18 protein-coding genes are annotated in these 21119 nt (G+C 63.4%); 14 read left to right on the top strand and 4 right to left on the bottom strand.

Translation table 11 applies throughout. The features are described 5' to 3' along the window. Positions 1 to 75 precede the first annotated feature (75 nt). The 3 genes from BJ994_RS02875 to BJ994_RS02865 all read left to right on the top strand — a co-directional run bounded on the left by BJ994_RS02875 (position 76) and on the right by BJ994_RS02865 (position 4844). Positions 76 to 2436 carry a glycoside hydrolase family 43 protein gene (locus BJ994_RS02875; RefSeq protein ID WP_209066550.1) on the top strand — a complete coding sequence of 787 codons (2361 nt, stop codon included), beginning with the start codon at positions 76 to 78 and terminating at the stop codon, positions 2434 to 2436. A gap of 90 nt (positions 2437 to 2526) precedes the next feature. Beyond that, on the top strand, positions 2527 to 3957 hold the full coding sequence (locus BJ994_RS02870; protein WP_167991282.1) for a sulfatase family protein: 1431 nt from the start codon (positions 2527 to 2529) through the stop codon (positions 3955 to 3957). Further along, entirely contained in the window at positions 3954 to 4844 is an 891-nt protein-coding gene (locus BJ994_RS02865; protein WP_167991279.1) for a formylglycine-generating enzyme family protein, read from the top strand. The genes BJ994_RS02870 and BJ994_RS02865 overlap by 4 nt, the downstream gene beginning before the upstream one ends. Before the next feature lie 136 nt (positions 4845 to 4980). Here the strand turns inward: BJ994_RS02865 and BJ994_RS02860 are convergent, their stop codons facing one another. The 4 genes from BJ994_RS02860 to BJ994_RS02845 all read right to left on the bottom strand — a co-directional run bounded on the left by BJ994_RS02860 (position 4981) and on the right by BJ994_RS02845 (position 8615). Further along, positions 4981 to 5760, bottom strand: a complete 780-nt coding sequence (locus tag BJ994_RS02860; protein ID WP_209066538.1) for a maleylpyruvate isomerase family mycothiol-dependent enzyme — start codon at positions 5758 to 5760, stop codon at positions 4981 to 4983. Between the two features lie 26 nt (positions 5761 to 5786). Further along, the gene (locus BJ994_RS02855) at positions 5787 to 6356 is read right to left on the bottom strand and encodes a TetR/AcrR family transcriptional regulator (RefSeq protein ID WP_167991276.1); all 570 of its coding nucleotides are present in this window, start codon (positions 6354 to 6356) and stop codon (positions 5787 to 5789) included. Between the two features lies 1 nt (position 6357). Continuing rightward, positions 6358 to 7500, bottom strand: a complete 1143-nt coding sequence (locus BJ994_RS02850) for a tartrate dehydrogenase (protein WP_167991274.1) — start codon at positions 7498 to 7500, stop codon at positions 6358 to 6360. Between the two features lie 131 nt (positions 7501 to 7631). Continuing rightward, complete coding sequence (locus BJ994_RS02845; RefSeq protein WP_167991271.1) at positions 7632 to 8615, bottom strand: glycerate kinase family protein; 984 nt, start codon at positions 8613 to 8615, stop codon at positions 7632 to 7634. Positions 8616 to 8753: 138 nt separating this feature from the next. Between BJ994_RS02845 and BJ994_RS02840 the strand changes: the two genes are divergently transcribed. The 11 genes from BJ994_RS02840 to BJ994_RS02790 all read left to right on the top strand — a co-directional run bounded on the left by BJ994_RS02840 (position 8754) and on the right by BJ994_RS02790 (position 21078). Next, on the top strand, positions 8754 to 9878 hold the full coding sequence (locus tag BJ994_RS02840; protein ID WP_167991269.1) for a zinc-binding dehydrogenase: 1125 nt from the start codon (positions 8754 to 8756) through the stop codon (positions 9876 to 9878). A gap of 1 nt (position 9879) precedes the next feature. Further along, the gene (locus tag BJ994_RS02835) at positions 9880 to 10566 is read left to right on the top strand and encodes an RraA family protein (protein ID WP_167991267.1); all 687 of its coding nucleotides are present in this window, start codon (positions 9880 to 9882) and stop codon (positions 10564 to 10566) included. A gap of 45 nt (positions 10567 to 10611) precedes the next feature. After that, positions 10612 to 12138, top strand: a complete 1527-nt coding sequence (locus BJ994_RS02830) for an aldehyde dehydrogenase family protein (protein ID WP_167991265.1) — start codon at positions 10612 to 10614, stop codon at positions 12136 to 12138. 41 nt (positions 12139 to 12179) lie between these two features. After that, positions 12180 to 13196, top strand: a complete 1017-nt coding sequence (locus BJ994_RS02825; protein ID WP_167991263.1) for a 2-hydroxyacid dehydrogenase — start codon at positions 12180 to 12182, stop codon at positions 13194 to 13196. Further along, a complete protein-coding gene (locus BJ994_RS02820) occupies positions 13197 to 13964 on the top strand; it encodes an IclR family transcriptional regulator (RefSeq protein WP_167991261.1) in 768 nt (255 codons plus the stop codon). Positions 13965 to 14062: 98 nt separating this feature from the next. After that, positions 14063 to 15322, top strand: a complete 1260-nt coding sequence (locus tag BJ994_RS02815) for a CaiB/BaiF CoA transferase family protein (RefSeq protein ID WP_167991259.1) — start codon at positions 14063 to 14065, stop codon at positions 15320 to 15322. Then, positions 15319 to 16566, top strand: coding sequence for a hypothetical protein (locus tag BJ994_RS02810; RefSeq protein WP_167991257.1), 1248 nt, complete (start codon positions 15319 to 15321; stop codon positions 16564 to 16566). The genes BJ994_RS02815 and BJ994_RS02810 overlap by 4 nt, the downstream gene beginning before the upstream one ends. 17 nt (positions 16567 to 16583) lie before the next feature. Further along, entirely contained in the window at positions 16584 to 17753 is a 1170-nt protein-coding gene (locus BJ994_RS02805; protein WP_209066532.1) for a CaiB/BaiF CoA transferase family protein, read from the top strand. A 2-nt stretch (positions 17754 to 17755) separates the two neighbouring features. Then, positions 17756 to 18928, top strand: a complete 1173-nt coding sequence (locus tag BJ994_RS02800) for an acyl-CoA dehydrogenase family protein (protein WP_209066530.1) — start codon at positions 17756 to 17758, stop codon at positions 18926 to 18928. 276 nt (positions 18929 to 19204) lie between these two features. Next, positions 19205 to 20023 (top strand): enoyl-CoA hydratase/isomerase family protein, encoded by an 819-nt coding sequence (locus BJ994_RS02795; RefSeq protein WP_167991252.1) that lies wholly within the window; start codon positions 19205 to 19207, stop codon positions 20021 to 20023. A 50-nt stretch (positions 20024 to 20073) separates the two neighbouring features. Next, positions 20074 to 21078, top strand: coding sequence for a tripartite tricarboxylate transporter substrate binding protein (locus BJ994_RS02790; RefSeq protein ID WP_167991250.1), 1005 nt, complete (start codon positions 20074 to 20076; stop codon positions 21076 to 21078). Positions 21079 to 21119: the final 41 nt, after the last annotated feature.

Genomic DNA, 21119 nt, shown 5'->3' with positions numbered 1-21119 from the left:
CCAGCGCGGCGGGACCACCGTTCCGCCGCGCCCGGCAGCACCTTAAGTCACTTCGATCAATGAGGAAAGAAGAAGATGAACGGTCAACGTAAGGCTGCCGGTTTGGCAGCAGCAGCACTCAGTACCGCACTGGTTGCGGGCGGTTTATGGATGAGCCCGGTGGCAGGTGCGCCGGCTAAGGAACCTCTGGCCCCTGCGAGCGCTTCCACCTATACGAACCCGGTGACGGAGGGCACGGTGGACACGTTCCCCGATCCCGCCATGATCCGCGGTAAGGACGGGTACTGGTACGCCTATGGCACCACCAATCCCATTTTCAACAGCCAGGGTGCGCCCGGGGAGAATGTGCTGCCGATCCTTCGCTCGGCGGACATGACCCAGTGGGAGTATGTGGGCGATGTGTATACGCGGGAGAACCAGCCCGACTGGTGGCCCCGCAACGTTCGCCCCTGGGCCCCTGACGTTAGGTACCTGGACGGCCAGTACTACTTCACCTACAGCTTATCCTCCGGCGGCGTGGGGCTTGCGACGTCGGACACCCCGGTGGGCCCGTGGACGGACCGCAACTTCATTGTTCCGCCCAATAACAACGGCTGCCAGAGCTTCGCCATTGACCAGGCGGTGTTCACGGATTCCGACGGAACGCACTACATGGTGTGGGGAAGCTATGACCGCATCTGTATCTCAGCGATGAACGACGACGCCAGCGAGCTGGTGGGCGAGGTCACCACGATTGGCCAGGGCCGGCGCATGGAGGGCGGCTTCATGGTCCAGCGGGACGGGTACTACTACCTGTTCTACTCGGATGCCGGTTGTTGTGACGGTGCGTTCAGTGGCTACACGGTGAAGGTTGGCCGCAGCGAGAGTCCCACGGGACCGTTCGTGGACGACCGCGGGGTGGATCTGATGGAGCTTGGGAGCAAGGCCGGTTTTGTTCTCGGCGCCAACGGGAACCGGTGGGTGGGCCCCGGCCACAACGCCATCCAGACGGATGTGAGCGGCCAGGACTGGATGGTCTACCACGGCATTCCCACCGAGGATCCTGAGTTCGGTGTGGTGCAGAATGCACCGACCAACCTTTCGAAGCGTCCCATGATGATCGACCGGTTGGACTGGATTGATGGCTGGCCGGTGGTCCGTGCGGGCGCCGGCCCATCGGAGGGTCCCGAGACCGCCCCGGTGACCGAGTGGCAGGTGGGGTCCGACTTCAACGATGGTTCCCTGGCCGGTTGGAAGAAGCCGGGTAGCAACTGGTCCGTTGAGCAGGTGCCGGACGCACTCGGCGTCCTCACCAATGGCTCCACCGCCCCTTCCGTGCTGGAGAGCAGTGAACGCCTCCGAGGCGACCTTCGGGTGGAAGCGGATGTGCGGTTGACCGGCGGGGACGACGACGGCGGCACCAGTGGAAGCGCGGGCGTCGCCCTCCGCTCGCCCGGCGCCAACACTGACATCGAAGCGGTAATCGACCGCGCGGCGTCGGAACTGGTGTTGACCAGCTCCGGGCACGGCGGCGACCGGGTTGCCTCAGCTCCGCTTCCGGAGAACTTTGACTACACCCAGTGGCACCTTCTTGCCCTCGAAGTACGGGGTGACCAGGCAACGGTCGAGGTCTCGGCGGACGGCCTCGGCGATCCACTGGGTGTTGTGGAACTGGACTTGCCGAAGCGTTCGCAGGCACCGGCGTCGGTTGCTGCGATTTCCTCCGGTACTGCTGCTCAGTGGAACCATCTGGGGGCGGCAGCCCTGTATGAACCGGTCACCGAGCGGGTCCCGGACCCGGAGGTGGGCAGCCTGCTGTCGGAGTTCTCCGATGAGTTCAGCGGAGAAGGCCGACCGGAAGCGGCTGACCCGGCCTGGTCATGGGTGCGCGGCGGTGCTTCGCAGGCAACACTCGCGGAAGGGCAGTTGAGCTGGCCGTCGCAGAACGCGGACCTGTTTGGGGGCACAAACTCGGCGTCTGTCCTGCTGCGGGATGCACCGGAAGGTGACTTCATCGTGGAGACGAAGGTCGATTTCCGTCCGACGACCGGCAACCAGCAGGCCGGCATTGTCCTGTATGAGAACGACAACAGTTACCTGAAGCTGATGCACACTAAACTGCCGCTGGCCCGGGTACCGAACACGTTCCTCGATGTCACCGAGTTCGGCAAGGAGGCAGCGCGTCCGGGCACTACACCACCCACGGCAGTTGCCAACGGGCCGATGTTCGGTGCCATGCCGGCTGACATCACCTGGCTGCGGCTGGCGTACCACTTCGATGAGGAGAACCAGGAGCACGATGTGCGAATGGCATCGAGCACCGACGGTGAAACCTGGTCCTGGGGTTCAAGCTGGTCCCTCCCGGCGACCGGCGAGATCCGCATTGGACTCTTGTCGATGAACCGGTCCGGAGCAACTGCGGAGTTCGACTACGTTCGTACCTACGGCGCCGAATGACCGCCTCTTTGATCACCTGAAAGCTGTGGAGGGCGGGAGCACTGTGCTCCCGCTCTTCACGGCTTTCCCGCCACTTCACAAGGAGATGCCATGAGTTCCGAGCGCCGGCCGAACATTGTCATGATCCTCACCGATGATCATGCCGCCCACGCCATCAGCTCCTACGGTTCGCTGGTCAACACCACCCCGCGCATCGACGAGATCGGCGAGCACGGGTGGCGCTTTGAGAACTGCTTCGCCACGAACTCGCTGTGTTCCCCGAGCCGGGCGAGCATCCTGACGGGCACCTACAGCCACGTGAACGGTGTGACCACTCTGGTGACTCCGATTGACGCGAGCCAGCCGACCTTCGTCTCCCAGCTCAGGGAGGCCGGGTACCGGACGGCGATGATCGGCAAGTGGCATATGGGCGAAGGTCCTGGCCATGATCCGGAGAACTTTGACTACTGGGACGTGGTGATTGATCAGGGGGAGTACTGGAACCCCCGGTTCCTGTCCGCTGACGGGCTGCGGACGGTGGAGGGCTACGCTACCGACATCATCACCGACCTTGCCACGAGATGGGTGGAAGGACTCGATGATGACGGGCCCTGGTGCGTGCTGATCTACCACAAGGCACCGCACCGCCCGTGGGAGCCCCATCCCAGGCACGCCGGCCTGTACTCGGATCCGCTTCCCGTTCCCGCAACCTGGGACGACGACTATTCCACCCGCACCTCCTCAGCCCGGCGCGCCCTGATGCGCCTGGCCGAGAACCTCAACCTGGACGACCTCAAGGAGCCGCCGCCATCCGGACTCGACTATGAGGCGGAGGCCCTCTGGAAGTACCAGCGCTTCATGGAGGACTACCTGCGGTGCGTGGCCGCCGTGGACGAGAACGTGGGCCGGTTGATCGACTGGCTCCGAGCCAGAGGCGACTTCGATGACACTCTGCTGATGTACGCGTCGGACCAGGGATTCTTCCTCGGCGACCACGGATGGTTCGACAAACGGTTCATGTATGAGGAATCGCTTCGGATGCCATTCCTGCTCAGCTATCCGCGCCGCCTTCCGGGCGGCCAGGTGCACAGCGGAATCGTGACGAACGTCGATATGGCGCAGGCTATTCTCGATGCTGCCGGGGTCAGGCACCATCCGCGGATGCAGGGCCGGAGTTTTTGGGGAGATCTTACTGGTGAGCCGGACGCGCCTCCGGCGGAGGGCATGTACTACCGCTATTGGGAGCACGACGACGTTTTCCACCACGCGCCGGCGCACTACGGCTACCGGACGGACCGCTACAAGCTCATCTTTTTCTATAACGACGGCCTTGGGCAGCCTGGAACCGGTGCGTTCACCTATCCGGGCGAGTGGGAGCTCTATGATCTTGCAACGGACCCTGAAGAACTTCGAAACGTCTATCACGAAGCGGCATATGCGGACATCCGCGAGGAACTCAAGCAACGTTTGCGCGCACAGCAGGAGAGCTTGGGCGATCAACCGCATCCCTCGGAGGCTGTATTGGAAGGACTCACCAGATGAGTGAAGCGCCAGTGGTGGAACTGGATGCCGGATCCTTTCTCATGGGATCCGACGACTTCTATCCGGAGGAGGGCCCTATGCACGAGGTCGAGGTTGCCCCCTTCGCCATCGATCGCTACGCGGTGACCAACCGGGAATTCGCGCAGTTTGTTGAGGAGACCTGTTATGTGACCGTGGCGGAGCGTGCGCCCGACCCAGAACAGTTCCCTGGCGCTGATCCTGCCGTGCTGGTTCCGGGGTCGCTGGTCTTCACCCCGACGGCGGGCCCTGTCGATCTGCGGGATTGGCGTCAGTGGTGGTCGTGGCGGCCGGGCGCGAGTTGGCGGCACCCGTTCGGTCCCGGGTCAAACATCGAGGGCAAGATGGAACACCCGGTTGTGCAGGTGTCCTTCGAAGACGCGACCACCTATGCCGGATGGGCGGGCAAGCGGTTACCGACTGAGAAGGAGTGGGAGTATGCAGCCCGTGGCGGAATACGCAGCGCCGTCTACGCCTGGGGAGATGAGCCGAACGAGCCACCAGGGCTAAAAGCGAATACGTGGCAGGGGCACTTCCCGTACCGCAATCATGGAGCTAATGGATGGGTAGGTACTGCGCCGGTTGGCAGCTTCGCACCGAACGGCTACGGCTTGTTTGATATGACCGGCAATACCTGGGAATGGACCGTGGACGGGTGGTCCGACCGACACCCGGCTGCCCCTGTGTCGAGTTGCGGTTGCGGACCCGGCGGTGACACGGGGCCCGCTATAGCGCCGGGTACCCGGGTGCTGAAGGGCGGCTCCCACTTATGTGCTCCTGAATACTGTCTGCGCTATAGGCCTGCCGCGCGATCACCCCAGACTGAGGACTCGGCAACCACGCACATCGGATTCCGTTGCGTGTTGTAAGCCAGCACGCATACGGTGCAGACTCGCTCCTCCGGGCGAGCGTGTCTGGTTACCTCAACCTCGTGAGCACTTCGGCCGCAAACTCCGCGGTGGTCGCCGAACCCTTCAGGCGCCGAGGTTCTTTTTGAGTTGGTCTCTAGAACGGAACCTTCGTCTTAAGTAGCCCCTCCCCGGGCGCCCGACCGGAGAGAATCCGGCAGAATTCGATCGCGTCGAGCTCGAGGTGCTCGCCGTCGTCGTCCGTGCTCCAGGTGCCGCCGGCCGGGCCGGTGAGCGTCAGCCGGTAGGGCTTTCCGTGCCGGCTCGCCCACTCGCGGACCACGTCGTCGACAATCACGCCATCGTGATCTGCAGTGAGAACCAACTCGTTGCCGGTGGCGCGGCTCAGATCGATTCGGTGCATCCACGGGTCGCGGGTGAGGACAACGTCCAGCAGGTAGCCGATCGTCCACCATTCGCTCACCCCGTCCATGGACTGCTCTTCCGGCAGGCGCCGGTTTCGGATGAAGAACGGCGTAAGGCGTCGGCCGCGGGCAGCTTTCGGTCCGACCGAGCGCATTTCGGCGGTGAGCTCCTCCGGCGTCTTGCTGGCGCGCTCGGATACCTGCAGTCCGGTCAGCGCATCGATCTGCGCGACCCCGGTGCGCGCCACTTCCTTGTCTGCCGCCTTGAGCTGCCGGTTGGTCTCCCAGGGCGTTGCGGCCATCGCGGCCATGCCGCAGATGTGGGCGACCAGCTCGCGGACATCCCACTTGGGACAGTCCGTGGGCAGGCTCCACTGTTCTGGTGCGAGTCCGACGACGGCGTCGGCCACCCGGGCGTATTCGTCGCGTGCCAGCCGCATGGCGGTGACTCGTTCCAGGACGATGCGGCGCGGGTTTTCACGGGTGCCAACCGTGGCGGTTTGGGTAGTCATGGCGGTGTCCTTGCGTGCAGTGGAGATCAGGGTAGGTCCAGGCCGTCGACGTACATATCGACGGCGCGGTCCAGCAGTTTTCCCCAGCGGTTGCCGCCGGGATCGTTGGCGAGTTGGGCGTCGATGAGCCCGCCAAGCAGCGCGGTGTAGAGGTCGATGTCCTCGGTGCGGGTCACGCCGTACGGCGCCAGCTCCTCGCGGAACCGTTCCCAGGCGGTGACGGACGGCGCGTAGGACTCCGGTGTTGGTTCGAACCCGGGAATGGTCCGCTGGTTCATCAGCTGGTAGCGCGCCGGGTCGCTCACGCAGAACTCGAAGAAGGTGCGTGAGTTCCATTTGAGGAAGTCGCGGAGGCCGTTTCGCGGTGCGTTGACGACGCCGGCTTCCATCTGTTCAAGGCTGTCACGCCAGGCTTGGGCGAACATAGCGTCGAAGATGGCGTTCCGGGATTCGAAGTGGGTATATAACGACGGCGCCCGCATGCCCACGCGCGCCGCGACCTCCCGCAGGGTCACGGCCGCCAGTCCGTCCTCGCGTGCGATTGACCAGGCGGCGTCGACGATTTCCCGGCGGGAAGTCTCCCGTCTTTCGGCCAACCTATCGCGAGTAGGATTTCCTAACACGGTTAGGATTATGCGCTCGGTTGGGTGCGGCGTCAATAGCTTCCGGCACTTGCGGACCAGCAGGTTCCTTCAGCCGGGACAACACCTCTGCCGCGTACTCAGCGGTGGTGGCCGAGCCCTTCAGATCCGACGTGGCAATACCGTCCGCGAGCGCGGCTTCGAAGGCGCTTGTCAGGGACTTCGATGCATCCTTCTCGCCGAGGTGGTCGAGCATCATCGCCGCCGCCCACAGCGCACCAACCGGGTTGGCGATGCCCTTTCCGGCGATGTCCGGCGCCGAGCCGTGCACCGGCTCAAACATGGACGGATACCTGCGTTCCGGGTTCAGGTTGGCGCTCGGGGCAATACCGATGGATCCAGCGACACCCGCCACCAGGTCCGAGAGGATGTCCCCGAAGAGGTTCGACGCAACGATGGTCCGCACGCTGGTCGGTTTCATGACCAGCCGCGCCGCCAGTGCGTCGATGAGTACCTTGTCGACGACGACGCCGGGAACTTCCTTCACGGTCTCCGCCACCACCTCGTCCCAGAACGGCATGGTGTGGATGATGCCGTTGGATTTGGTCGCCGAGACGAGCCGCCCGTCGCGTTCTGCCGCCAGGTCAGCGGCGTAGCGGGCGGCCCGGGCGACGCCCTTCCGGGTGAAGACGCTCTCCTGGACGGCAAACTCGCCGTCTGTTCCGGACCCAAACCTGCCGCCGATTTGCGAGTACTCCCCCTCGACGTTCTCCCGCACCACCACGATGTCCAGCTCTTCGATGCCCGGCATGGCGCCGACCACGCCGGACAGCAGCCGCATGGGTCGGAGGTTGATGTACTGGTCGAACTCGCGGCGGATGGGGATGAGCAGACCCCAGAGAGTGACGTCGTCCGGCACGTCCGGCGTTCCGACCGCACCGAGGTAGATCCCGTCACCGTCACTGAGCTGTTCGATCCCGTCCACCGGCATCATGCGGCCGGTCTTCCGGTACAGGTCGCTGTTCCAGTCGCGGATGCGCCACTGCACCGTGAAGCCGTGACGTTCGGCGAGGGCGTCGACGCACTGCATCGCCACGTCGGTGACATCGACGCCGATGCCGTCGCCGGGAATTGAGTCGATGACATACGTGCGGGTCATGGGGGTCCTATCGCTCGAGAGTCCTTGAACGAGCATATGTGAACGCCACCAGTACGCCGAGCGTGGCAATCGAGAAGATAGGCCCCGCTCTCCACGCCGAACTGTGTGTGGTCTCGGAACGTTTTGTCGGATTACGCAGGGTGAGCATTGAACGTGACCGCGGCAGCTTTCCGAACCGCTGCCAGCGTGTCCGTGAGCGCCACCTCGAGACCAACGGCTTCCACCAGACTGCAGGTTGGAATCGGTGCGGCGAACCCAGGAGCGATGCTACCGACGACGGCGGCTACCGGCACACCACGAATCCGGGCGCGGGCGGCAACGCCTCCCACCACCTTGCCCGAGAAGGATTGCGCGTCCATGAGCCCCTCCCCCGTTACAACAAGATCCGCCCTGTCAATTGCGGCATTCAGTTCCAAAGCATCTGCGACATAGTCAAAACCGCGAACCAGGCGGCCTCCCAGAGCAACAAGGCCGCCGGCAAGGCCTCCTGCTGCACCGGCGCCGGGTAAGTCTGCCACGTCCACGCCAAACTTCTCCAGATAGTGGGCCGCAAGGAGTTCCAGCCGGACGGTCAGTTCGAGAACTTGGGCCGGTGATGCCCCTTTCTGCGGGCCAAAGTCGCGTGCGGCATCGGTGAACCGGGTCTCAACGTCGCACACGACGAGAAGCTCGGCGTCCCGGGGGACGCGCCCAATCGCCTCGATCGCACCGAGGCCACCATCTGTTGTGGCAGAGCCGCCAAGGGTAACGACCACGGTCCGGGCACCCCTGCCAAACGCTTCTGCAACGAGTTGCCCAGTGCCGGAGGAGGTGGCCGTCATCGGATTATTGGTTCCCTCGGGTAACAGCGCAAGCCCGGACGCCCGCGCCATCTCAATGACGGCCGTGCCCTCCGAGAACCGCCAGCACACTTCCCTCGTCTGACCGTCGGGACCCGTCACCAGCGAGGTTTCCGTTGGCCCACCTAAAGCCTCAAGCGTGCCTTCGCCCCCGTCCGCCATCGGCAGTGTTTCGGCCACATAACCCAGATCCCGGGCCGTCATGGCTATCGCTTCTGCCACTTCCGCCGCAGTTGCAGTTCCTCGAAATTTGTCCGGCGCAGCCAGGATCCGCATGGGGAACCTCCTCGTCAATGATGTGCAGATGATTCGAAGGGGTTGTGATCCCTTCGACGAAAAGGTACCTTATGAGGAACCCGGTCCGTAAATACGAACTCGACGAGACCGTGAAGAGATCCAACCAAGGAGAGTCAGATGACCGCTCAGAGTCGAGCAATAGTGCTTTCAGCTTTCGAAACCCCTTTCGAAATGAAGAGTTTCGACATCCCGGAACCAGGCAAGAACGCCGCCATAGTCGATGTCGAGTACGCAGGAATCTGCGGCACGGACGTTCACCTTCAGGCGGGCAGGCTACCCATTCCCACGCCGGTGGTTTTGGGCCACGAGGCCGTGGGACGCATTGCAGCCCTGGGCGAGGGTCTCACCCACGACGTACTCGGCGCCCCGCTCGCAGTGGGCGACGCCGTTGCGTGGCAGAACAGTGTGGCTTGCGGCCGCTGCAGGTACTGCCTCGTAGAACAGCAACCAACTCTGTGCACCGGCTCACGGCGCATCTACGGCATCAACCAGTCCGCCGACGCTTTCCCACACCTTTCCGGCGGCTGGGCGGACAGTATGTACCTGCAACCGGGAACCACGCTGGTGAAGCTTCCTGAGGGAATCACACCGCGTGACGTCATACCCCTCGGCTGCGCAGGGCCTACGGCCGTACACGGTGTCCTGTACGAAACGAAGATCAGCTTCGGTGACATTGTCGTGATTCAGGGCAGTGGGCCGGTGGGCGTAGCCGCCGCCATTTACGCCCAGTTGTCCGGCGCAGGGAAGGTCATCATCGTCGGTGGCCCTGCCTCACGCCTGCAAACCACCGCAAACCTTGGTGTTGGCCACGAGCACTTCGACGTCATGGACGGCACCAGCACTGAAGACCGCATCGCCGCGGTCAAGGCCATGACACCCCACAGTCAGGGTGCGGACGTCGTCATCGAGTGCGCAGGCATCCCTTCTGCGGTAGCGGAAGGGATCGAAATGGTGCGTCCGGGCGGACAGTACTGCGTGGTCGGCCAATACACCGACCACGGCACCACTCCGATCAACCCCCACTACATCACCCGCAAACAGCTGACGGTTCAGGGTTCCTGGGGCTTCTCCCCGCAGCACTACATCCGATACATCCAGACCCTTCCCCGGCTGCTCGCCGAATTCGACCTTTCCAGCATCCTGACGGAGTACCCACTGGACCAGGCAAATCAGGCGGTTGCGGATGTGAAGGCCGGGTCGGTCATGAAGGCCGTCCTGCGTCCGACAACGGCTGGTGTATGAGATGACGTCCGATTGCCTTATCTACGACGACGTTCCCGGCATCGACGACGCCCTACTTGCTCGTTGCGCTGACCTGCCGACGGCGGCTTTTTCGGATGCCATGCAGCGGTTTGGCGGTGCCGTCGGCCTGTCCCCTGTCATCTCTGGGGCATCAGACCGCAAAGCCGTTCACCTGGTGGGTCGCGCGCTGACCGTGCAGACCCGTCCGGGCGACAACCTGGTGGTGCACAAAGCAGCTGATCTGGCGGCTCCCGGGGAGGTACTCGTGATCGATGCCGGCTCACAGACCGACCGCGCGATCGTCGGTGGACTCCTCGGCAGTTATACACAGAACCGCGGAATTGCAGGAATAGTGCTCGACGGCGCGGTCCGCGACCTCTCCGAGCTCGCCGAACTCGACATCCCTGTTTTCGCCCGCGGCGTCTCCCATCTGGGCCCGTATAAAGACGGACCCGGGGTGATCCGGGGAAACGTCGCCATCGGCGGCACCGCCGTGTGCCAGGGAGATCTTGTGGTCGGTGACGAGGACGGCATCGTCTTTGTACCCCGCCACCGCGCCGCCGAAGTGATCACGGCGGCGGAAGCCGTCGTCGAACGCGAACGAATCACCACCCTGGCCATCAACGACGACAGCTGGGACCGCAGCTGGGTCGACGCCGGCCTAACCGTGCAGCGCGTGTCCAGATGACCGCGAAGCACCAGAATACAAAAGCATGCAAAGGAGCAGAACCCCGTGATTGATCAGCAGACTCTTGAGTACCCGCATCAGGTCAACTTCATCGACAACGCCTGGGCTCCCAGTTCCGGGCAGGGTGTGGAAACCCTGAACCCGGCGGACAAGGACGACGTCGTCGGTATTGTCCCGGACTCGACACCCGAAGATGTCGAAGCCGCCATCAGCGCTGCCGAGCGCGCCCTCCGAGGCTGGGCCGCCACCCCCGCACCGGTGCGGGGAGACGTCCTTCGCCGCTGGAGCGAACTCATCGGGGAGAACGCCGAAGACCTCGCCCGGCTGATGACCCGAGAAATGGGAAAGCCGCTCGCGGAATCCCGCGGCGAGGTGGGCCGGGCACGGATGGAAATTGACTATGCCGCCGGGGAAGGTGCCCGAATCCACGGCACCACGATTCCGAGCCGGGCACCGGGACAGCTCGTTTACACCGAACGCGAGCCGATCGGCGTCGTCGCGGCCATCACCCCGTGGAACTTCCCGGCGGTTGCGCCGGTGCGTAAGATTGCCCCCGCACTGATATTCGGCAACACCGTAGTGCTGAAACCGGCTCTCGAAACGCCGCTCACCGCGCTGGCACTCGCTGCCCTGCTTCGCGACGCCGGACTGCCCGAGGGCGTACTGAATGTGGTCACCGGCCGCGGATCGAGGGTCGGCAACCAACTCACCGAGGACCGTCGTATTGCCGGAGTGTCCTTCACCGGGTCCACTGACGTCGGGCGCACAGTGAACGAGGCCGTGGCCCGACGCATGGGCGCGGTGCAGCTTGAACTCGGAGGCAAGAACGCAGCCTACGTACACAGCGCCGAGGACCTGCGCAGCGTCGCCGCAGAGGTCACCAGCGCAGCGATCCAGGCCACCGGGCAGCGCTGCACCTCCATCAGCAGGGTGATAGTGCGCGAAGAAATCGCCGACGACCTCGTGGCACTCCTCACCGAAACCTGGTCCGGCCTGAAGGTCGGCCCGGGCAACGCCGAGGGCACCGTCGTCGGACCGCTGGTCAATGACTCCCAGCTCAGGAAAGTCTCTGCTTATGTTCGCCAGGGAATCGAGGAAGGCGCCGTCCGTACGACGCCGGACCGCCAGGTTCCAGACGGCCTGTACTTCGCGCCGACCGTTCTGGACCACGTAACGCGGACCATGGTCGTGGCACGTGAGGAGATTTTCGGTCCGGTTCTGACCATCACCAGGGTCAAGGACGTGGACGAGGCTATCGACATCGTGAACGACACGGAGTACGGACTGGCAGCGGCTGTCTTCACAGAAGACCTTGAAGTAGCAATGCGGTTCGGCCGGGAGGTCCGCGCCGGCATGATCCACGTCAACCACGGGACCGTCAGCCAGCCGCACGTACCTTTCGGCGGTGTGAAGGAATCCGGCCTTGGAGCGTTCTCCATCGGCCTCACCAACGCTGAATTCTTTACCCAGTCGAAGGTCGTCTACCTCAAGCCGAGCAGCGGATCGCAGCCTGGTCAGCCGGTGCCGGGGCGCCGCGGCCTCGCCGCGGACCGTGGCGTCGACCCGGCCTGATCCTTCTGCACTGAATCCGAAGCAGCCACAAGGAGGTGGTCATGGCTACAGGGCACCTGTACGTCACCCGGGATCTGGGCCCGGAACCAATGGAATTATTGCGGAACTCCGGGCACGAGCTCGTGGTCCATCCCGACCGTGACCTGCCACCCACCCGGGAGGCACTGCTGGACGGCGTCAGCGGCGCTGCGGGCATCATCACACTCCTTACCGAGAAAATGGATGCCGCATTGTTCGACCACGCGGGGCCGCAATTGCAGGTGGTTTCGGCCGTATCTGTGGGCACCGACAATATCGACGTCGGGGCCGCCTCCAGCCGTGGAATAACGGTGACCAACACACCGGATGTACTGACGGATGCGACGGCGGATCTCGCCATGGGCCTGCTGCTGGCACTCAACCGCAGGATTGTCCAGGCGGATGCCTTCCTCAGACGTGGTGAAGCCTGGTCGTGGGGTCCGCGGCTGTTCCTCGGCCGCGACCTTGCCGGGGAAGTGCTCGGGATCGTCGGCTATGGCCGCATCGGCGAGGCGCTGGCCAGGCGGGCGCGGGCTTTCGGAATGCGGGTGATCGCGGCCGGTTCGGATCAGGCGCACAATAGCGGCGTGGAACGGATGCCGCTTCCCCAGCTCCTGAGGACCGCCGATGTAGTGAGCCTTCATGCCCCGCTTACGGAGCGGACACGGCACCTGCTCGGAACTGAGGAGCTGGCGGCGATGAAGCAGGGGGCCATCATCATCAATACGGCCCGCGGGCCACTGATTGACGAGGACGCGCTAGTGGAAGCACTAAGAAGGGGAAAGATCCGTGGCGCCGGTCTCGACGTCTTTGAGTACGAGCCAAAAATTCATCCCGGCCTGTTGGAACTGGACAGTGTGGTACTTACCCCGCACATCGGGAGCGCGGGCGAGCAAACCCGCACACGGATGGCGATGCTCGCACTGGAAAACGCCCTCGCAGTACTTGACGGCCAGTCTCCGCCAACCCCGGTCAATGAAAAAAGCAGGCCTGCTGTTACTGTTCCACCTGTCGGTGTAGGCGAAAAAGGAGATGTGTAAATGGTCAGCGACAACGGATTCGTCCGCTCGGTCGAGCGCGTTGCCGCACTGCTGGAGTTGTTGTCGGAGCGAAAGTCACCCATGCGCATGATCGAGGTTGCCCAGGCCCTTGATCTGCCGAAAAGCACCACTCACGGTCTCCTGCAGACACTGCAGGCAAAGGAGCTCGTGGTTCGGGATGACAATCAGCGGTACCGCCTCAGTCTGCGTCTGTTCTCCCTTGCCGCCACTGCCCTGGAGCTGGTTGACCTGCCCGAGCTTGCCAGACCTGCAATGGAGGAGTTGTCCGGCAGTACCGGCGGAACCTGCAATCTCGCCGTGCTCGATGGTCATTACGTGCTGTACATAGAGAAGGTTGAGCACCGGGACAGTCTGGTGCGGCTGGTGACCCACGTTGGGACGCGCATTCCGGCGCACGTCACCGCCTTGGGTAAAGTCCTGGTGGCCGCACTGCCGGAAGCGGATCAGAAGCAGTGGCTTACTGATCACGTGTTCGAACGGATGACTGACCACACCATCACTGATGCCGATGACTTCCGTAAGGACCTGCTCGGCCAGGCCAAGCGCGGTTATGCCCTCGACAATCAGGAATTGCATTCGGCGATCACGGGATTCGCTGCGCCGGTCCGGGACCATACGGGAACTGTTGTTGCCGCCCTGAGCCTCACATATCTGGGTTCGAGCATGAACGCCGGTGAAAAGCGGGGGTTGGGCGCGCAGGTGGTTCAGGCTGCAGACACCGTTTCCACCGCGCTCTCCAACCGCTGACAACACTTCCAGACAAAAGCTGACACAAAATTCGCCTGGAGACATCCTCCAGTACTTACTCGAACCGATTTCCTGTATAAGAACTAAGGAGAAAAAGCATGACCGCACGATTGCCGCTTGAAGGAATCACGGTCCTGGATCTCAGCCACCTCGCGGCCGGCCCCTGGTGCACGATGGTCCTGGCGGACCTCGGCGCTGACGTCATCAAGATCGAACGCCCGGAGACGGGCGATATGTCCCGTCAGGCTGGAAACATCTACGCCGGTGACCAGAGCGCGGTTTTCCTGTCTCTGAACCGGAACAAGCGGAGTATCGCGCTTGACCTTAAGCATCCTGAGGGTCGGCAGGTCTTCTTCCGCCTTGCCGAAAAGGCCGACGTTGTAGTAGAGAACCTCCGTCCGGGCAAGGCCGCCCAGCTCGGAGTGGACCGTGCCAGCCTCGCCGAACGCAACCCCGGCCTGGTTTACGCGTCCATCTCGGCTTTCGGCACCTCAGGCCCCTACGTAGACCTCGCCGGAAACGACCCGATTGTCCAGGCACTTTCGGGCGCCATGTCCATCACTGGCGAAGAAGACGGCCCGCCATCCCGGCAGGGAGTAAGCGTCCCCGATTTCGGTGCGGGGATGATGGCAGGTTACGCCATCCTCGCCGCACTCGTCGGCCGGCAGCGCGACGGACAGGGAAGCGAGGTCAACCTGAACCTGCTCGACGTCTCGGTGTTCGCCTTGGGCCCGCGCGCACAGGAGTACCTCATCAACGGCGAGGAACAGCCGCGGCTGGGCAGCGCGCATCCTCAGTTCTCTCCCTACCAGGCGTTCCCCTGCAGCGACGGCCGCTACGTGTACATCGCGGTCATCAATGATAAGTTCTGGCGCCTGCTGTGCTCGGCCCTGGGACAGCCCGGAATTGCCGACGACCCACGGTATACAACGAATGTTGGAAGGGTGCAGCACCGCGCGGAGCTCGCAGGGCAGATCAGCGCGCTCATGGCACAACATCCCAGCGGACAGTGGCTGGAAGTGCTCCAGAACGCCGGGGTTCCCTGCGCGCCGGTCAACAATCTTTCCGAGGCGATGTCCGACCCACAGGTTCTCCACAACGGGCTGCTGGCAACCATGGAGCATCCCACCCTGGGAGACCTGCCCACCGTGGGCCTCCCAATGACATTCGACGGCGAGCGCCCGCCCATCAGGAAAGCGCCGCCCCTGTTGGGCGAGCACACTCTCGAAATCCTCACAGCGGCCGGTGTCTCGGAGGAGGACAGCAGGAAACTTCTCGACAGCGGCGCCGCAGCGCTGGGCCTTGAGCCAGTCCCCTCGCACCCGCAGTCAATCCACAGCCACAAAGGAATCTCATGAGCATCATCCAGACGTCAGCTACCCGGCGCCCCTTACTGCAGGAACAGGCACAGCAGGCACTCGAAGACGTACGCCGCGGTCTCGAGCCGGTATTGCAGATCATCGAGAACTCGCCCGCGGGCAGCGTGCCCGGGTTCAAATACACCACTGGCGGCTACCGTTCCTGTGAGGCTTACCTGCCGCACAGCTGGTCCACCTTCCAATGGGTTGGATTCCTCACCGGGCGCCTCTGGCTGGTCGCCGACCATTTCGATGACCAGCGGGTCCGCGCCGCCGCACAAAAACTTGCCGACGTCGTCGCCGGTAGTTTGTCGCAGGAGCCTCCCCGGTTCTCTGCGTCCGGCAGTGACCTGTTCTACGCCTCATGCCTGGGTGCCCGCATCACGGGCGACGCCGGCCTCACCGATGCCGCTCTTGTAGCGACCCGGCAATACAGCAGGAACTTCGACGAGCGCCTTGGAGTCTTCTTCCAGGTGGTGGGTGTGAACCGGGCGGTCATCGACACGGGCCTGAACCTGCTGCCGTTCTACTGGTCCGCAGCTGCGGATCCGGAGCTCGCAGCCATTGCGAGGACGCACAACACCAATCTGCTGGACTACGGCATTGTGCGGGAGGACGGCTCGGCCTACCAGGCCATCGAGTTTGATCTCGAGGCGGGTCAGCCCGCCCGGCGGTACTCGATGCAGGGCTACAGCGACACCACCACGTGGTCGCGGGGGCAGTCCTGGGCAATGCACAACTACGTCAACGTCTACGAGGCGACCGGGGATGCACGGTTCCTCGATGTCGCACGGAGGGTCTGCCACTGGTACGTCGACCACCTGCCCGAGGACCATGTGCCGTTCTATGACTTCGCCGACCCGGCGGCACCGGCCGTCCCGCGGGACTCCTGCAGCGCAACCATCGCGGCTAATGCGCTACTGCGTCTGGCACGGCTCGACGGCGAATCGACCGGGTGGGCCGCAGCCGCAGCAGACTCGATCACCGGGGAGCTGTTCACCAACTACCTCACCCCTGGGGGCGTGCTCCTGCACAGCAGCTGGGGCCGCCTCCCACCGGAGAAGGCCGGTGCGGGATTCTCCCGATTCCCACTGGAGGACGTCATGCCCTACGGCAACTACTGGATTGTCGAAGCCGCCTATCGCTACCTCCACACTGACTGGTCGGCTCTGGCGCTTGGACCGTCCACCCCGCTCACTGTGAACGACGCCGTCCAGCGTCCCGGCCAACCCGCGCTCTCGTGAACAGGCCGCTGGCAGGAGTGCGCGTACTGGACCTGACACATTTTGTCGCAGGGCCATGGTGCACCATGCTGCTGGCGGATCTCGGCGCCGAGGTCATCAAGCTCGAACCACCCGGCGGCGAGATCGGCCGGAGCATGGGCAGCGTCTACGCTGCGGGGGAATCGGCCATCTTCCTCGGATTCAACCGTGGCAAGCGCAGCATCTCCCTGGACCTGAAGCAGCCGGAAGGGCTGGCGGCCGCGCTGAAGCTTGCCGGTCAGGCTGACGTCGTCGTGCAGAATTTTCGGCCCGGAACGGCAGAACGCCTCGGAATCGGCGCGGAGGATTTGCGTGCCAGGCATCCGCAGCTCATCTACTGCACGGTGTCGGCCTTCGGCCCGGACGGCCCGTATGCCTCCCGTCCGGCGAATGACCCGGTCATCCAGGCGCTGAGCGGTTCGATGTCCGCCACCGGACAAGCCGGGGGCAAGCCAGTACGGATGGGCGTAAGCCTCCCGGACGTTGCGGCCGGAGTCCTGGCGGCCACCGGGATTCTTGCGGCCATTCTCCGCCGCACGGACAGCGGAAAAGGTTCCACCATAGAACTCAACCTGCTGGACACACAGCTTTACGCCCAAACGGATCTGATTACTGCAGCTGCTTCAGCGGGAGCTTCGGGTGCAGCAGCTGCGGAACCGGAGCAGGCCCCGGAGGGCGTATCTGCATCAATCCGCGGGGCGTACGTCTGCGGCGACGGACTGTCGCTGTGGCTGGACACCGATGATGCTCACTGGGCCACGCAGGCTCCATCCGCCGGCGCCGGAATGTCCGGTGAGTCAAGGGTGAACCGTAAACAGGTCGCCGCGCTGCTCCGCACACAGCCGCGCGAACACTGGCTGGACCTATCCGGATCGGTAGGGGGCGGCGTCGTACCCGTCCTTGCACTTTCCGATGTTCTGACGGATGGATCGGACAGGACCTTGGAGGTGCAACACCCCACGATCGGACGCCTGCGGCAGGTCCGCACCCCCGTGGCAGCTGATCCGCCCTGGCTGCCTGTGGATATTCCCCCGCCACGCATAGGCGAACACACCCGCGACGTTTTTCACGAACTGGGCTTCCCGGACACCGAAGTCGACCGGATGGAAGCCCTCGGAATAGTCCGCACAGACAGCACAACAAACAACGAAATTCGCTTCAAGGAGTAACCATGAGCACCATGACCGAGACCATTCAGAAAGAGCAGTACGCACTCACCGACGAGCAGCTGACGCTCCAGGAAGAGATCCGCGAGTTGGCTGACGGTCCGGTGGCCGCCGGGGCGGCCAGGCGGGATAGGACCGGCGAATACCCGCAGGACATGTTTGACTTGCTGGTGGAGAGGAACCTTCTGGCGTTGCCGTTCAGCCCGGAGTACGGAGGGAAGGATTCCGGCATCCTGTCCTGTGCGCTGGCCATTGAGGGCCTCACACGTGCTTGCTACAACACGTCCTATCTGCTGATGATGACCTGGCAGCCGTTCTTTGCGATCAGCGCGGCAGGCAACGAGGAACAACGTCAGCGGTTTCTCCCCGGACTGGCCAACGGCACCTTGCGGTTCTCCACGGCCAACACCGAGCCGGACGTCGGCTCGGATATGGCCAACCTTCAGACCCGGGCCGAGCCCGTGGAGGGTGGCTACCGGCTGACCGGCAAGAAAGTGTGGGCCGGGAACGCTCCGGTCTCGGACTACTTCGTCACTTTCGCGCGCACCGGCGGTCCCGGCCACAAGGGGCTTAGCGCGTTCGTAGTACCCACCGATGCCGAGGGAGTGCACCGGGGCGCGAAGATGAACAAGATCGGCGGGCGGGCCATACCGTCCTGCGAGGTCGAGTTCAACAATGTGTTCGTGCCTACCGGGGACCGCCTCGGCGAGGAAGGTGCAGGATTCAAGACGGCGGCCAGCACCTTCACCAAGCTGCGTCCCCTTGTCGGTGCGCGGGCCCTGGGTCTCGCGCAGGGGTCTCTCGACCACGCCGTGGCATACGCCAAGGAGCGCCGGGCGTTTGGGCAACCAATCGCGGAGTTCCAGGGTCTGCAGTGGATGCTGGCGGACATGAAGATCGGGCTGGAGGCGTCGAGGCACCTGGTCTACAAGTCCGCAGCCGTGCTCGACGGCGGCATGTCGGCTCGTGACGCCGCGCCACTGATCGGGATGGCCAAGACCTTCGCAACGGATACCGCCATGCAAATCACCCTGGACGGCATTCAGATCTTCGGCGCCAAGGGGTACAGCACCGACTACCCGATGGAACGCTTTATGCGGGAGGCGAAGGGCCTCCAGATCATCGAAGGCACCAACCAGATTCAGCGCAACATCATCGCCAAGGATCTTCTCGCCTAAGACCCGAAAAAAGTCGTCGCTGCTGCCGTGCCGGACGCGGAAATTTGGCATTCCGCATCCGGCAGGGTAGCCCCTGCCTGTCGCGATTCAGGGCGCAGATCGCCCTCTGCCTGAGACAGAAAAGCATCTTGTTATTCACCGTTCCTCGGTCTAGCATTCTGAATACGGTCCCTAGATATGAACTGGATCACCCAAGAACGAGGAACCTGCACACGGACCGAACGGGACAGTACCCCCAAATTCACTGCATCCACTTCAAAGACGAAGGAGGAACCCATGGCAAGCACCACCACCCAGGCACCACCGTTGGCGAGCCTGCAACTCGATCAGGACATAGCAGTTGTGACCATCGAGAACCCGCCACTGAACCTGCTGTCAAGAACTGCGAAGAACGAGCTTCTCGAGATTTTTCTCTCGCTCCGGTTCCGCGACGACGTTCGCGCTGTAGTGCTGCGGGGGTCAGGCACTAAAGCGTTCTCAGCCGGCGCCGACATCAGGGAGTTCCCCCAGCGCATAGCCGATGGGAATGCCAGGCAGATCAGCCGCGAAGGGCATCGGCTGATCCTCGCGGTCCAGAGCTGCGGCAAACCAAGCGTCGCAGTCGTGGACGGCGTCGCTTTCGGCGCAGGCCTCGAGCTGATCCTCGCAGCCGATTTCCGGATGGCAACCCACAGGGCTTCATTTGCACTGCCAGAGGCAAGCAGGGGCGTTTTCCCCGGGAACGGCGGCACCCAGCTGCTTCCGCGCATCGTCGGCCCGGCACGCGCCCTGGAACTGATGCTCTCTACGACACCGATCGATGCCGCCGAAGCACACCGTATTGGTTTGGTCAATCGTCTCGTTTCAAGCGAAGACCCGATGTCCGAGGCGCTCCACTTCGCCCGGCATCTTGCTTCACTTCCCACAACAGCAGTGGAAAGCATCCGCCAACTGGTCCGCACAGCATCAGAAACGACACTCACCCAGGGACTCGAACTTGAGGCGCAACTGTTTGCGGAAGTATTCCGCACGGATGCTGTTCGGGAAGGGATCGAAGCCTTCAGGGAGAAGCGCCTCCCGGATTTCCGGGGTGCTGAAGAAAAGAACCCACGTTAGTAAGAGCCAAGCAGCACAATCGTCCGCACTACCGAAAAGGAAGCATCACCATGGCAACACAATCCACGCACCGTTCAGATCGGTCATCCCGTCTCCGCATAGCCGCTTTCGGAGGGATCATTGCGCTCTCTGGGAGCCTGACCGCCTGCGGCGGAAACGGCAGTGCGGGTGCGGATGAGGATTTTCCCTCATCACAAATCGAAATGATTGTTCCCTGGGCAGCTGGAGGCGGCACCGATCTCACCACCCGGCAGCTCGCCGCACAGGCGGAGGAGACCTGCGGTACCCGCATCATTATCTCCAATCAGACGGGCGCTGCCGGAGCCACCGGGCACCAGGCAATAGCCGACGCCGATCCCGACGGTTACACCATCGGCACGGCAACAGTTGAAGTTTCCATCCTGAACCATCTTGGAAACGCCGATGTCACCCCTGAAGACCTGCAGGGCATCGTGAAGTTTCAGTCCACTCCATCAGTGCTAGCAGTATCATCCGATTCTCCCTACGAAACATTCGAGGATCTCGTTAACGGCATTGAGGACGGTGACCAGGTTCACGTGGCTACGAACGGTCGCGGTGGAATCTGGGACCTCGCAGCGCGGGGGCTTGGCGAGGAAGCAGGAGTCGGCTTCACCGAGTACGTTCCCTTTGACGGCGCGGCTGGAATGATTCCCGCGGTACTGGGTGGCCAGGTAGAGGCGCTTACCCCCTCCGGGGCGGAGATGCGCTCGCAAATTGAGGCCGGCGAGCTTCGGGGTCTGGTCACCATGTCTGAGGAGCGCTTCGAGGTTCTTCCCGACATCCCAACCACCGAAGAGGAGGGCATCGAGTGGAAGGCTGCGAACTGGTTCGGTGTCGTAGCACCTGCTGGAACACCCGAAGACCGCGTGGAGAAGCTCACCGAGTGCTTCACTGAGGCCGCCAATACTGAAGAATTCCAGAACTTCATGGCAGAGCAGGGTTACGGCTCCGAAGTTGTCGAGGGCGAGGAATTCGAACAGTTCATGGACGACGAGTTCGCAAAGTATGAGGACCTGGTCGCAACTCTCTACTAGCAGGGTTCCCGGCCTGCGCATTCTGCGCAGGCCGGGGCATC

Source organism: Arthrobacter pigmenti, from assembly GCF_011927905.1.
GTDB lineage: Bacteria > Actinomycetota > Actinomycetes > Actinomycetales > Micrococcaceae > Arthrobacter_D > Arthrobacter_D pigmenti.
This window is presented reverse-complemented; position numbering and strand designations above follow the sequence as displayed.